The organism is Aerococcus sp. UMB1112A, assembly GCF_030230715.1.
GTDB lineage: Bacteria > Bacillota > Bacilli > Lactobacillales > Aerococcaceae > Aerococcus.
The window spans coordinates 38,069-52,200 of sequence record NZ_JASPDS010000013.1 but is presented as its reverse complement, the minus strand read 5'-3'; the positions used below and the strand labels follow the sequence as shown (position 1 = coordinate 52,200).

The following is a 14,132-nucleotide window of genomic DNA, read 5'->3' as shown; positions in this document are numbered from 1 at the left end:
ACTATATCTGAAAAACAGAAATAGCTCGAAGATAAATCCGTCGATTTACCTTCGAGCTAATCTTAGTATGTTTGCTTTTTCATGGCTAACGATCACTTTCAAGGCTCCACTCCTGCTCCTATCAATATTGCAAGTTATTTTTAAATCAACATTGAATAGTACTATCAAAATATCTCTTTTAATATTATGGGGTGTTGGTAAAGCGATGTTGTGGTCTTATCGATATTGTCTGCTGCGATAAAAATATCCCTTATAAAAAATTAGAAAACCAGATCCTGAACTGTGTAGGATCTGGTTTTGTGCTTTTATTGGGAGAGGGGCTTGCCAAGCCACACTCGGGTCTTTTAAGTGTGTATTGGGAAATGGCAATCCACACTCGTCCCTTTCAATTGTGGGTTGGGGATTATTAACCCACAATCGGCCCCTTCGATTGGGTGTTGGCGAATAGCAACCCACACTTGGCCCCTTTGATTGGGTGTTGGCGCTCACCAAGCCACACTTAGGCGGTTTAATTGTGGGTTAGCCGCCCGCCTCTCTCCAATTCCAACCAGAATCAAAAGGGAAAAGCAGGCCAGGAGCCTGCTTTCGTTTATTATTGAACTTGTGGACGCTCATCCACCCAGCGGTCCATGGCGGCTTTGGCGAGGATGAGGCAGGCGAGGCCGAGGGAGAGGCCGGCCAGGGTGTCGGAGAAGTAGTGGACGCCGAGGAAGATGCGCGACCAGGCCAAAGCTAGGGAGAGGAGGCTCACCAAAGAGTAGAGGAGGGCGGGGTGCTTGAAGTGTCTGGGCCAGAGGTAGACCAGGGTCAGGGCCAGGCTACCGTAGAAGACGACCGAGCCCATGGAGTGGCCGCTGGGGAAGGAGTAGCCGCCGACCAGGATGAGATGGTCGAAGAGGTCGGGCCGGGGCCGTTCAATCAGGAACTTGACCAGCTGGTTGATGCCGGAGATGGTCAGGAAGTTGGTCAGCAGGAGCCAGATGGCCAATTGTTTTTCTCTCTTGTAGACCAGCCAGATTCCCAAGAGAGCGATGAAGATCAGCTGCAGGTAGTTGTCGCCCAGATAGGTGAAGGCGCGGATGATGGGGACCAAGAGGGGGTAGTGGCCGCCGTAGAGGGCCGTATTCACCGCCTGGTCCAGGGCCAAGAGGGCGGAGTTTCCCGTTGCAACAAGGCAAAGAATGATTAGAAAGGGCAGGCCAGCCAGTCCAGCGGCCCACAGGTAGTTTGTTTTCATGATTTTCCTCCATTAATGCAATACCTTTATTTTACGCGAATTTAAAGAAAAATAAAGTCTTTTTTAAGAGGGTTGAGAACAGACAGGGCAAAATTTCTTTGCTACAATGAATGGTAAGAATAAGAAATGGAGTGACGGGATGAAAGCAGCATTTATCATTGATAGTACAGCTAGTTTGCCGGATGAGTTGAGGAACCGGGACAATGTCTTTCAAGTGGACTTGTCGATGCGCTTTCCGGATGGCAAGGAATTTGCGGACACTGCTGAACCCGAGGCAGCCCAAGCCTTCTACGACTACCTGGACGCTTCGCCTGAACTGCCCCAGACCTCGCAGCCAGAGCCCCTGGCCTTCTACCAGCGGGCCCAGGAGATTATTGCGGGCGGCTATGATACGGTCTTCGCCATCTTCCTCTCCAGTAAGATCAGCGGGACTCTGAAGACGGCGCGGATGGTGCTGGAGGAATTCGCTGATGACTTCAAGACTTATTATATTGATTCCAAGGGGACCTCTTTCCAGATGCAGCACATCTTGCTTGAGGGCCTAGAGATGCTTGAAGCGGGTTGGCCGGCTGACCGCCTGGCCGAAGAGCTCCAGTGGATTGGCGATAATTCTCGGATCTATGTGGTGATTCCAGACCTCAAGACCTTCGTTAAAGGGGGACGGGCTTCCTTACTGACCGCCAAGCTGGGCAGTCTGCTCCGGATCAATGTGGTGGCCTACTTCAATGCGGCAGGGGAAGTTGTCCTCTACGACAAAGTGCGGACCAAGAAGAAGGTCATCCAAGCCTACCAGAAACTGCTGGACGAAGCCATCGCGGCCTATCCTCAAGGCATCCGCTTGGCCTTTGCCCATGGGGGAGTGCCGGAAGAGGCGGAGGAATTTAAGGCAGCTATCCACGGCCAGCATCCGGACCTAGATTGTATGATCGGCTATCTAACCCCTGTTTTGGGGACTCACGGCGGCAAGGGCTCGATCGGCATGGGGACCCTGGCCAAGCACCGCCCATTAGAGGATTAGTTTAGAAATATTTAAGGCATTTTCCCTTGCATTCTGAGCCTTTTGGGCGTATACTTTGGAGAGTGCCGTCATGGCATGACCTAGTACTTAGTCTTTGCGAGTCACCGACGATCGACTCAGTTCTAGGCAAAAATATAGAAAGAGGTGTTGTCAAAATGGCAATTTCAAAAGAAGAAAAAACACAAATTATCGAAAAATATGCTACGCATGAAGGGGATACTGGGAGCCCAGAAGTACAAATCGCTGTACTTACCGCTGAAATCAATGCGCTGAACGCCCATGCCCAAACTCATAAGAAAGACCATCATTCATACCGTGGTTTGATGAAGAAGATTGGTCACCGTCGTAACTTATTAGCTTATTTACGTAACAAGGACGTTACCCGTTACCGTAACTTGATCCAAAGCTTAGGTTTACGTCGCTAATTCGATGTCAAAAAAGCGAGATTCGAGCAATTGGATCTCGCCTTTTTATTAAGAAAAATGAGCTTGGGGTTTGAATGGGAATTGTGCTATGAGCATACGTTCCGTCTTGAGTTTGATCGTTAAAGAGCCATGGAACCGGTGAGAGCCGAGGTCTCTCACCTAGCGAGTCTCAAAGAATTAGAGTGCGACAAAAGTCGGTTAAGCCTGAACCACTTCACAAAATCTAGGCGAGCCTTGCTAAAGGCTCGCCTAGATTTTGTGAAGTGGAGTCAGGGTTGACTTTTGGAGCAGGTTTGGGCTCGTACGGCTTCGCCTACGATCCCTAATTCACATCGCTTTCTTTTACATGGCTAACGATCAAACTCAAGCTCCGCTCCTGCTCATGAGTGGAATCCAAGCTAATTTTTGCCTGGTGCTTTGTTTGGTGGTTGTGTAGGAGGCTGTGCTGACGAGTTGCTATCTGCACTCAGAGCTTTTGAAGGCAAATAGGTGAGTTGCTATCTGTACTCAGGGCTCTTGAATGCAAATTGCTGACCTGCTATCTGCACTCAGGACACTCGAAGGCAAACTGGCGGGCTGCTATCTGTACTCAGGGCTTCTGAATGCAAATAGGCGCCACCCTCTCACCCCTGAGATGGCTACGGCCTTTGCTTATGGGGGAATCCCAAGCTGATTTTTTATGTTGGAATTTGTTAGTGCCTGTCCAGGTCTACTTTTCCTGTCTATGGATACTATTGTAAGTTAATTTTTATTGGATGATTGTTGTTTGAAATGGTAAGCGGCGTCTGTAATTCCTACTAACCAAAGAAGTGGGGCCTGGCCTTCAATTTGGACCTAGTTCTTTGTTTAGTAGCTTACGACGCCATGCAAAAAGAGATAAAGGAGCATGACATGTCTGAAGAAAAGAAAGTCTATAAAATGAACTGGGCGGGGCGTCCGCTCCAGGTTGAGATTGGCCAGTTGGCTAAGCAGGCCTCGGCAGCTGTTCTGGTACGCTACGGGGAGACTGTGGTGTTGACGGCTGTGGTTGGGGCTAAGGAGCCTAAGGAAGGACAAGATTTCTTCCCTCTCCAAGTGCTTTATGAAGAGAAGATGTACGCTGCGGGTAAGATTCCGGGCGGCTATATCAAACGGGAAGGGCGTCCTAGCGAGCACGCTACCTTGACGGCACGTTTGATTGACCGGCCCATCCGTCCGCTTTTCCCAGAAGGTTACAAGAATGATGTCCAAGTGATCAATACCGTGATGTCGGTAGACCCTGACTGCAGCCCTGAGATGGCGGCCATGTTCGGGTCTTCCCTGGCGCTCGGCATCTCCAGCATTCCTTTTGAAGGACCGATCGCTGGGGTCAATGTGGGCCGGGTGAATGGCGACTTGATGATCAACCCAACCGCGGACCAACAGGCTCAATCTGACTTAGAATTGACGGTGGCGGGGACCTCCAAGGCTATCAACATGGTGGAATCTTCCGCGTCCGAACTGAGCGAGGACGAGATGTTGGCTGCCCTCATGTTCGGTCACGCCAATATCAAGGAAATGACCTATTTCCAAAAACAAATCATCGATGAAATCGGCCAAGAAAAGGTCGACTATGTGCCAGAAGAACTGGATCCTGAACTGGAAGCGGAGATCGTGACCAACTACCACCAACGCATGGTGGAAGCCATCCAAACCTTCGACAAGCTGGAACGGGAGGAGAATATCCAAGCGGTTAAGGATGAAATCCTGTCTGTTTATGATGCCCGCTTCCTCGAAGACGAAGACTTTATCCAGATCCACCAACAAGTGGCGGACCTGGCTGACAAGCTGGAGTACAATGAAGTCCGCCGTCTGATTACGGATGACAAGGTCCGTCCCGATGGCCGTCAAATCGACGAAATCCGTCCTTTATCTTCTGAAGTGGGACTCTTGCCTCGCGCCCACGGATCTGGTCTCTTTACCCGGGGCCAAACTCAAGTGTTGTCGGCATGTACTTTGGCACCACTGTCAGAAGCCCAACACATCGATGGCTTAGGACCTGACTACGACCAACGCTTTATTCACCACTACAACTTCCCTCAATACTCTGTGGGCTCAAACGGCCGCTACGGCTCTCCAGGCCGGCGTGAAATCGGCCACGGGGCTTTGGGCCACCGTGCTCTGAGCCAAGTGATCCCTGAAGAAGAAGACTTCCCTTACACCATCCGCTTGGTGGCTGAAGTGCTGGAATCCAACGGCTCTTCTTCCCAAGCTTCTATCTGTGCGTCAACCTTAGCCATGATGGACGCTGGTGTGCCAATCAAGGCGCCAGTTGCCGGGATTGCCATGGGTCTGGTCATGAACGAAGCAGATGAAAGCAAGTACACCATTTTGACGGATATCCAAGGCCTGGAAGATCATCTGGGCGACATGGACTTCAAGGTGGCAGGGACGGCTGAAGGGATTACCGCCCTCCAGATGGATATCAAGATCAAGGGGATTACTGAGGAAATCCTGCGCGAATCCCTGGCCCAAGCCAAGCAAGCGCGGATGCAGATCCTCGACCAAATCACCTCTACGATTGCCGAACCACGGGCTGAACTGAGCAAGTATGCGCCTAAGATCGGCAAGATCCGCATCGACGAAGACCAAATCAAGGTCGTGATCGGTAAGGGTGGCGAAACCATCAACGGCATCATCGACGAAACCGGCACCAAGATCGATATCGCGGATGACGGCCTGGTGACTATCTATTCAGATGACCAAGCCATGATCGACCGCGCCATCGAAATCATCGAGCAGCTGACCCTGAAGATTGAAGTCGGCCAAATCTACGAAGGCAAGGTCTTCCGTATCGAGAAATTTGGTGCCTTCGTTGACCTAGCACCTGGCCAAAACGGCATGATCCACATTTCCGAACTCCAACACAAACGGACCAACAAGGTGGAAGATGTGGTCAATATCGGCGATATCGTCCGCGTTAAGGTGATCGAAGTCGATGACCGCGGCCGGATCAACCTGTCCATGAAGGCTCTGACGGATAAGGACGAAGAGTAGGCTGGGATTGGATGCTTGATGATGGGGATTGAATGCATTAACATTGTTGAGCATACGTTCTGCTTTGAAAGTGATCGTTAAAGAGCCGTGGCATCGGTTCGGGCCAAGGTCCCTCACCTAGCGAGACTCAAACGTATCGTATGGCTAGCGCCTACGATACGTAATTCGCTTCGCTTGCTTGGTCACGGCTAACGATCACTTTCAAGCTCCACTCCTGCTCATGATTTGGAGAAGCAATCGGATTTCATTGTTTGCATTAAGCATTAAATTAAAAAAAGAAATGGTGCTTTGATTTTAATAAGAGCAATCAAATAGCCAGCAACACAAATAAAGCAGCTAGTGACCTGAGAGAAGGGGCTAGCTGCTTTTTTTGCGTTCTCAATATTTTTAAATATAATATAAACAAAATATATCGTTTTATCAATAACTATCAGAGACCTAGTAAATTTCCAGAGCTACAGGCTGAGAAACTGCAATATCACGGGAGAAGATGCGGTAACGCGCTGAGCAACTGCAATATCATAGGGGAAGATGCAGTAGCACATCGAGAAACTGCAACATCGCGAGTGAAGATGCAGTAAGACATCAAGAAACTGCAATATCGAAGGAGCAGATGCAGTAACGGTTTGAGAAGCTGCCAGTTCTTAAGAGAAGAGGCAGGAACGAATGCCCCAGCACAGTTCATTTCATACAAAAAATCCCCTAGCTTGCTGCTAGAGGATAGAGGATAACAAAAGTTGAAAACTTTTGTTATATATTATCTAGTCGGGTTTGCAAGAGCAGCTTTGGCGTGCTTTCGCAAGTTGGGAACGTGCAAGCGTGGCTTGCCCTTATCCCAACTTACTCCAAGCATCCAAAGCTGAACGCTCTCCCTCACACCCTTAGTCGGGTTCGGTCGCGCAGCTTCCTTGTCACTTCACAAGTCTCCGCCGCAGTCTTGCAGACTGCTCTGGTGACTTGTTCCAGTGAAAGGAAGCTAACCGCGCTCCCTCACACCCTTACTAGTCGGGTTCGACTTGGCAGGCTTGGAGTGATTTCACAAGTCAGAAACGAGCGAATGCTTCGCTCTTATTCTGACTTGCTCCAATCATCCAAGCCTAAACGCCAAATCTCACACCCTTCCTTAGTTGGGTTCGGTTGCGCAGAAGTGGCTCCTCTTCACAAAATCCCTGCGAAGTCTCTCGACTTCTCCGGTCTTTTGCTCCAGAGGTCCACTTCTAACCGCGCTCCCTCACACCCTTCCTTAGTCGGGTTCGAGGATGCAGAAAGGGCTCCTCTTCGCAAAGAGCCGCCGAAGACTTTCAGTCTTCTTTGGCTCTTTACTCCAGAGGCCCCTTTCTCCCGCATCCTCTCACACCCTTACAGAATCGTAATGGCTTGTCCATTATATTCAAGGTTGAACTTGCTGATTGGTAGCCAGTGTCTTGCGCCGAGGTCGTAGGCTGGGTTCTTGCCACCGGTCATAGCGCCCTTGTTGGCGTTGGAGTAGAGTGGGTCGTAGACGCGGAAGGCGTTGTTCTTGTAACCGGTGATGACCTTGCAGTGGTTGCGAACATAGTCACCTGGTTTTTGGTAAGAGGAGTAGCCGTAGTAGAGGACAGGGTTGCCGGCGAGGACGGTATCGATGATCTCTTGGGTGTTAGCGCCCGTGATGTTTTTGACACCGGAGTAGTAGGTCTTCAGGTAGTTGGTCAGGCCTTTAGGGTTGATGACCCAGCCGAAGCCTTGGCCGGTGAAGACGTCGCCTTTTTGGCCGTTTGGATCGCTTGGGTACATTGGGGTGTTGCGGATGAGGGTGTCGAGGTTGAAGTCGACGTCCTTAGCACCTAAAAGCATGGCAGAGGCAGCGCCGGCACAGCCCCATGGTGCGAAGACAGGCTTGTATTGGCTGACATAAGGCACGTGGGTGAGGACGCGTTCAGGCGCAACCGCCTTGGCGTCGATCCAGCCGCGGGTGCCGTCTGCTAGGGTGATGTTGACCCAGTCGGCCCGGTTGGTGGAGACTTCTTGGTTGACCTGAACATTTTGGCCGGTGTAAGCCTTCATCTGGCCGCGAGACTTGATGGTTTCAAAACCTGGAATACCCCATGGTTTGGAGTCCAGGGTGTGGTTGCCGTTGGTTAAGCGAGCAGAGTAGTTGACCTTTTTCGCATTCGAGGTGTAAACGTCGACTTGGCCCTTGGTTAAGCCGGCGCGGTCGAACCAGCCGCTAGTGCCATCGGATAAAGTAATGTAGGCCCAGTCTGCACGGTTGGTGGAGACTTCGCTACTTACCTTGACTTGGTCGCCGGTGTGTTTCTTCATGTCGGACCGAGTGGCGATGGTCTTGTAGCCAGGAATGCCCCAAGGTAGGGTATCTAGGGTATGGTTGCCGTTAGAAATGGTGGCGGTGTAGTTGACAGACTTTTGAGGGCTGGTGTAGGAGTCGACCTTGCCGCGGGTCAAGCCCTTGATGTCGAACCAGCCGCTCGTCCCGTTAGGAAGGGTGATCAGTGCCCAGTTGGCCCGGTTAGTAGAGACTTCTTGCGACACTTGGACCCGTTCGCCTTGGTGTTTCTTCATGTCGGACCGGCTAGCGATGGTGGAGTAGCCAGGAATGCCCCAAGGTAGGGTATCGAGGGTATGGTTGCCGTCAACGATAGTGGCCACATACTTCACGTCCTTATGAGCTGAAGTGTAGTCATCGATTCCGTTGGCGCGCTTAGGACCAGCACCTGGCTTGAGGCCTGCCCGGTCGATCCAGCCCTTGAGCCCATCTTGGAAGGTCACATAGGCCCAGTTGGCACGAGTAGTGGACACTTCTTGAGAAACTTGGACGGTTTGGCCGCGGCGGGTCTTCATTTGAGCCCGGCTGCGGAGGGTTTGGTAACCAGGAATTCCCCAAGGCTTGGAATCTAAGGTATTGTCGCCGTCTTTGAGGTGGGCGGTGTAGTTGACATCTTTGAAAGCACTCGTATAAGTGTCGCCAACTTTTTGGACGCCCTTGGTATCGATCCAGCCAGAAACTTTGCCGTCGAGGCTATCGATATAGACCCAGTTAGCGCGTTCGGTTGAAACGCCTTGGCTTACCTTAACGTTAGTGCCAACTAAGTTCTTGTAGGCATTGCGGCTGACCAAGTTTTGGTAGTCCTTGGTTCCCCATGGCTTGGAGTCGATGGTGTGGTTGCCCACTAGACGGCCATAGTAGTTCAGGCTTTCCACGTCAGAGGTATAGCGGTCAAAAGGCAACTTCTTGCTTAAGGCCTTGCGATCGACCCAACCAGCGAGGCTATCTTGGAAGTTCACGTAGGCCCAGTCGGCACGTTCAGTTGAGATGTAGTAGGACACCTTGACCAAGTCGCCTTGGCGGTCCTTCAAGTTAGCGCGGATAGTTTGATAGCCGGCCGTGCCGTAAGGGCGGGTATCCAAGGTGTGCTTGCCGGATTGGAGGGTCATCCATTCATCGGTCGCTTGGAGTTGGCTGGTGTACTTTTCACCGGTCTGGTTTTGGGTATCCAGTTTAGGCTGGCTGACCTTTGTTTCTTCCTTACCGATAACAATTTCAGGCTGCTTATCGAGGTCAGTGTTTGCATAATAGCCCGCTTGGACTTCCTTCTTCTCAGGGGCAGGGGCTTCTTCTGTGACCTCAGCTTCAGCAGCTTGGTCTTGGCCAGCTGGCGCGATTTCTTCAGCAGGCGCTTGGATATTTTCTTCGTTTTGGGCATCTGTAGCCAGTTCATCTGCCGCTACCGCTTCAGGGCTGTAGAGGAAGGCAGCTAAGGCCAGGTTCGACGCCAAAAGTAAGTGTGTTTTCTTCATAGGTCTCTCCTTTGATTAATATCTGATTAAATTAGACGATCGCATTAATTATAGGCAATCCCCGCCACAAAAACAAGGCCCAAAGCCCGACCTGAAAGAATTTTATAAGCGTTAAAATAAAGGTTCCAGGAGTATAAATTAAAATATGATGAGAATAGCTATGGGAAGCTTAGCTTTTTTAGCCAGAAGAAGTAGGGAGATCGGGACAAGCGATCGCTTAAGAATTCATAAAAAGCCCGTCTTTGTCTGACAAATATGATACAATAAGGCTATTAATAAAAAAATCATGAGAAGAGAGTGTGACAAAAGTCGGTTAGGCCTGAATCAGCTAACGCATACTATATCTGTAACTCGCTACGCGTCGAACAGCTATAGCAACTGTCCGCAAATTATGTTCAATCGTTGGCCAACGATTGAACATAGTTTGTGAAGTGGATGTCAGGACTGACTTTTGGAACAGATTTTTGCCAAAAAGTCCGTTATTTAAAAAGAAGACTAAGCTTTTGTCCACAGCCTTCGGAATAGAAAAGTGAGGAAGCATTATGACTAAAGAATATACTGTTGCAATCGTTGGGGCTACTGGAGCAGTGGGGGAGCAGTTATGTGACCTCTTACCCCAAGCCGAAGTCCCTGTCAAAGATGTGAAGCTCTTGGCTTCTGCCCGTTCAGCTGGAAAGATCCTTCCTGTCGGCGATAAGACCTATGAAGTGGAAGAATTGACCGAAGACTCCTTCGAAGGTGTGGACATCGCCATCTTCTCTGCTGGTGGGGCTCTCTCTGAAAAATTCGTCCCTGCTGCGGTGAAGGCGGGTGCGGTAGCGATCGACAACACCTCTGCCTTCCGCATGGACCCAGACACCCCACTGGTCGTTCCAGAAGTTAACCCAGAAGCCTTGAAGGACCACAATGGCCTTATTGCCAACCCTAATTGTTCGACTATCCAAATGGTAGCGGCCCTCAAGCCAATCCACGATGCTTATGGCCTCAAGCGCGTCATTGCATCGACCTACCAAGCTGTATCTGGCGCTGGCGCTGAAGCGATTGAAGAAACCCTGGCCCAGTCCAAGGCCATTGTGGAAGGTAAGGAAGTGCCTGAAGCCGAAGTCCTGCCATGCGCCGGTGACGACAAGCACTATCAAATGGCCTTCAATGTCCTGCCACAGATCGACAAGTTCCAAGACAACCACTACACCTTCGAAGAGATGAAGATGACCAATGAAACCAAGAAGATCATGGGCCTCAAAGACCTACCTGTCTCCACTACTTGTGTTCGCGTGCCAGTTCTTCGTGCACATTCTGAGAGTGTTTATATTGAAATTGGCGAAAATAATGTTACAATTGAAGCGATACAAGATATCTTGAGCCAAGCACCTGGCATTGTGGTTGAAGACGATATCCAAAACCAAGTCTACCCACAAGCCATCAATGCAGAAGGGAAGAAGGAAACATTTGTCGGCCGGATCCGTAAAGATTTGGATGTTCCCAACGGCTTCCACCTCTGGATTGTTTCAGATAACTTGTGGAAGGGTGCCGCATTGAACTCCGTGCAAATCGCCGAAGAAATGATCAGACAAGATTTGATTTAAGTTATTTAATCTGATTTTTGTAAAAAAATTAATCAGCTTTTTCTTCGCTATTTTATTTATGAGCAGTAGTGGAGCTTTGAAGTTGGTCCTTAGCCATGAAAAGCAAGCGATGTGAATTAGGGATAGTTGGCTTTAGCCTTACTAGCCCTTTGAAGCTCGCTAAGCGAGAGACCTTGGCTCGAGCTGGTGCCATGGCTTTTCAAGGACCAAATTCAAAAGCGGAACGAATGCTCACCAGCACCATATAGAAAATATAATTTTTTAAAAATAAAATCTAGTTCAGAAGCAAGCACTCATGCCGATTTAGAGGGTTGGAGTGCTCTGTTTCTGTCTAGGGATAAAATACCTAAGGAGGTTTCTATGAGTGAAATAAAATTTATTTCCTTGGGAGGCGTCCGCGAGAATGGGAAGGACATGTACATTGTTGAAATCGATGGCATGATCTATATCCTGGACTGCGGCCTTGTCTACCCACCCAATGAAATGTTAGGGATCGATGTGATGATTCCTGACTTTACATACCTAAAAGAGAATGAGGACCGGATTGCCGGGGTCTTCTTAACCCACGGCCATCCCGATGCTATCGGGGGTCTGCCTTATCTCTTGAAGGAAGTCAATGTGCCTGTCTTTGGGACCGAGTTGACCATCGAACTCTTGAAGGTCATGAGCCGGTCTGTGGGCGTGAAGAATTTCAAAGACTTCCACACGATTGATGACGATAATGAGATCGATTTTGGGGATGTGGTGGTCAGCTTCATTAAGACCACCCACTCCCTCCCAGATTCCGTGGCCATTGTCTTGAAGACCTCGGAAGGTAACATTGTTTACACCGGGGACTTCAAGATGGATGCGTCTGTCTCTGAAGACTATGCCACAGACTTTGCTCGCCTGACCCAAGTAGCTGGCGAAGGCGTTTTGGCCCTGCTCAGCGAATCCAGCAAGGCTGCTTCTTACTTCGAGAATGCCAGCGAAGTGCTGGTTAAGGAGTCCCTCCAAGATGAAGTGGTCAAGGCAGAAGGCCGGGTTATCGTTTCTGCGGTCGCTTCCAACCTCATGCGGCTCCAACAGATCATCGACGTGGCCCAGTCCACCGGCCGCCATATCTTTATTTCAGGGGAAGCCCTGGAACAGATTATCGATGTGGCCATCCGCTTGGACAAGCTCAAGTTACCGAGCAAGGACCTGATCAAGCGCACTGAGCAGCTGGGTAATTACAAGGATGAAGAAATCATTATTCTTGAGACCGGTAAGTCCGGCGAGCCCCTCTATGCCCTTCAACGCATGGCCAAGGCCCGGGGCAACAAGCAGCTGAAGATCAAGGAAGGGGACCTGGTGATCCTAGCCACCACCCCCAATACCGATATGGAAAAGGTTGTCCCAGAAACCAAGGATATGGTCTACCGGGCAGGGGGCCACACCCTGGAACTCTCGTCCAAGTACCACACCTCTGGCCACGCCTCGCCTAAGGACCTGCAATTCATGCTGTCCATCTTGAAACCTAAGTATCTCATACCCGTGTCTGGGGAATACCAACTCATGCATGCCCATAAGAAATTGGCTGAGCAAATTGGCTTCACGGAAGACAGAATCTTCCTCTTGGACAAGGGCGATACCCTGACCTACAAGAAGGGGAAGATGACCCTTGGCGACAAGGTGCCCGCTAGCAATGTCCTCATCGACGGTTCTGGTGTGGGCGACATCGGAAATATTGTCCTCCGCGACCGGACCATGCTCGGGGAAGACGGCATCTTCGTCGTTGTCCTGACCATCTCCCGCCGCGAAGGCAAGATCTTGGCAGGACCAGAGATCATTTCTAGAGGCTTTATCTTCATGAAAGAAAGCGAAGACTTGCTTAAAGAATCAAGCGAACGGGTCCGCAAGGTGGTCCTTGACAACCTGGAAGACAAGAACTTCCAATGGTCCAAGCTCAAATCGGGCATTCGTGATGAACTCGGCAAATTCCTCTTCAAGCAAACCAACCGCCGCCCCATGATTCTACCGGTGATTATGGAAGCATCCAATTACCGCAAGGGTCGCAAGAAGAAGGGCGGAAAGAAAGGATAGTTTATGAAAGCATCACAGCGATTTATGACAATCATTGAAGGCTTTTTACTGGCACTACTAGCTGGGCTCTTGCAGCTGGTCTTCCCCGCTGAGCTGGGAGAGACGGGATTGAGTCTAGAGATGGGACTCGTCCTCATCCTCTTCTATGCCTTCCGCCGGGGGGCCCTGCCAGCTTGCTTGGCGGGTGGATTGGTGGGCATTATCCAGCTCTACCAAGTGCCCGTCGCCCTGACCAATTGGCCCCACAGCCTGGCCTTGGTTATCGCCTCAGCTGCTGTCGGACTTGCCGGCCTCTTCGCCCGCAACCTCCAACGCACCTTGCATAATCGACGGATGTCTTCAGTCTATCTCAACCTGGTCACCGGGTCTTTCATCGGTGTCCTCTGCTACTTTATCTGTCGCTTCGTTGACCAGGTATGGATCCAAGCCGAAAGCAACGGCCTCGCCGAAGCCTTCCGCACTAACGGCCTCAGCTTCCTCCTCAACCTAGGCATCGCCCTAGCCATCCTAATCGTAACCCTCAACGTCTCCGCCAAATACTTCATCCCGCGCTACACCAAGTACATCTCGCGCAAAGAACGGTCGAGACTCCTGAACGATTAAAGGGTGTGAGGGAGCGCGGTTAGAAGTGGACCTCGGGAGCAAAAGACCGGAGAAGTCGAGAGACTTCGCAGGGATTTTGTGAAGAGGAGCCACTTCTGCGCAACCGAACCCAACTAAGGAAGGGTGTGAGACTTGGCGGTTAGAGTCGGATGATTGGAGCAAGTCAGAATAAGAGCGAAGCATTCGCTCGCTTCTGACTTGTGAAATCACTCCGACTCTGCCAAGTCGAACCCGACTAGGCAGGGTGCGAGCAGTTGCGTCCAGACTTGAATGACTGGAGCCCAAACGGAAAAGAGCGGCTTTAGCCGATCGTTCCGATTGGGTGAAGTCACTTCAAGTCTGCAACTGCGAACCCGACTAGGGTGTGAGGTCTGGCGTCTATTTGC

General features: G+C 50.6%; 8 protein-coding genes. 6 read left to right on the top strand and 2 right to left on the bottom strand.

Going from position 1 to position 14,132, the window contains the following annotated elements:
• Positions 1-592: 592 nt before the first annotated feature.
• Entirely contained in the window at positions 593-1,237 is a 645-nt protein-coding gene (locus QP860_RS07875; RefSeq protein ID WP_284912514.1) for a phosphatase PAP2 family protein, read from the bottom strand.
• Positions 1,238-1,376: 139 nt separating this feature from the next.
• Here QP860_RS07875 and QP860_RS07870 point away from each other — a divergent pair, with 139 nt between their 5' ends.
• From QP860_RS07870 to pnp, 3 genes are all read left to right on the top strand, one after another.
• On the top strand, positions 1,377-2,255 hold the full coding sequence (locus QP860_RS07870; protein WP_070619370.1) for a DegV family protein: 879 nt from the start codon (positions 1,377-1,379) through the stop codon (positions 2,253-2,255).
• A 155-nt stretch (positions 2,256-2,410) separates the two neighbouring features.
• On the top strand, positions 2,411-2,680 hold the full coding sequence (rpsO, locus tag QP860_RS07865; RefSeq protein WP_067972344.1) for a 30S ribosomal protein S15: 270 nt from the start codon (positions 2,411-2,413) through the stop codon (positions 2,678-2,680).
• An 891-nt stretch (positions 2,681-3,571) separates the two neighbouring features.
• Complete coding sequence (gene pnp, locus QP860_RS07860; protein ID WP_284912512.1) at positions 3,572-5,695, top strand: polyribonucleotide nucleotidyltransferase; 2,124 nt, start codon at positions 3,572-3,574, stop codon at positions 5,693-5,695.
• 1,359 nt (positions 5,696-7,054) lie between these two features.
• Here the strand turns inward: pnp and QP860_RS07855 are convergent.
• Entirely contained in the window at positions 7,055-9,493 is a 2,439-nt protein-coding gene (locus tag QP860_RS07855) for a GW dipeptide domain-containing protein (RefSeq protein ID WP_284912510.1), read from the bottom strand.
• A gap of 542 nt (positions 9,494-10,035) precedes the next feature.
• Between QP860_RS07855 and QP860_RS07850 the strand changes: the two genes are divergently transcribed.
• The 3 genes from QP860_RS07850 to QP860_RS07840 all read left to right on the top strand — a co-directional run bounded on the left by QP860_RS07850 (position 10,036) and on the right by QP860_RS07840 (position 13,746).
• The gene (locus tag QP860_RS07850) at positions 10,036-11,079 is read left to right on the top strand and encodes an aspartate-semialdehyde dehydrogenase (protein ID WP_070617539.1); all 1,044 of its coding nucleotides are present in this window, start codon (positions 10,036-10,038) and stop codon (positions 11,077-11,079) included.
• Between the two features lie 360 nt (positions 11,080-11,439).
• Positions 11,440-13,143, top strand: coding sequence for a ribonuclease J (locus QP860_RS07845; RefSeq protein WP_284912508.1), 1,704 nt, complete (start codon positions 11,440-11,442; stop codon positions 13,141-13,143).
• Between the two features lie 3 nt (positions 13,144-13,146).
• Entirely contained in the window at positions 13,147-13,746 is a 600-nt protein-coding gene (locus QP860_RS07840; protein WP_284912506.1) for an energy-coupled thiamine transporter ThiT, read from the top strand.
• The last annotated feature ends 386 nt before the right edge of the window (positions 13,747-14,132 follow it).

What these genes read in the sequence shown, in the direction of transcription:
- QP860_RS07855 (WP_284912510.1), bottom strand. Translation starts at nt 9,493, where the DNA reads ATGAAGAAAACACACTTACTTTTGGCGTCGAACCTGGCCTTAGCTGCC.
- QP860_RS07850 (WP_070617539.1), top strand. Translation starts at nt 10,036, where the DNA reads ATGACTAAAGAATATACTGTTGCAATCGTTGGGGCTACTGGAGCAGTG.
- rpsO (WP_067972344.1), top strand. Translation starts at nt 2,411, where the DNA reads ATGGCAATTTCAAAAGAAGAAAAAACACAAATTATCGAAAAATATGCT.
- QP860_RS07870 (WP_070619370.1), top strand. Translation starts at nt 1,377, where the DNA reads ATGAAAGCAGCATTTATCATTGATAGTACAGCTAGTTTGCCGGATGAG.
- QP860_RS07875 (WP_284912514.1), bottom strand. Translation starts at nt 1,237, where the DNA reads ATGAAAACAAACTACCTGTGGGCCGCTGGACTGGCTGGCCTGCCCTTT.
- pnp (WP_284912512.1), top strand. Translation starts at nt 3,572, where the DNA reads ATGTCTGAAGAAAAGAAAGTCTATAAAATGAACTGGGCGGGGCGTCCG.
- QP860_RS07845 (WP_284912508.1), top strand. Translation starts at nt 11,440, where the DNA reads ATGAGTGAAATAAAATTTATTTCCTTGGGAGGCGTCCGCGAGAATGGG.
- QP860_RS07840 (WP_284912506.1), top strand. Translation starts at nt 13,147, where the DNA reads ATGAAAGCATCACAGCGATTTATGACAATCATTGAAGGCTTTTTACTG.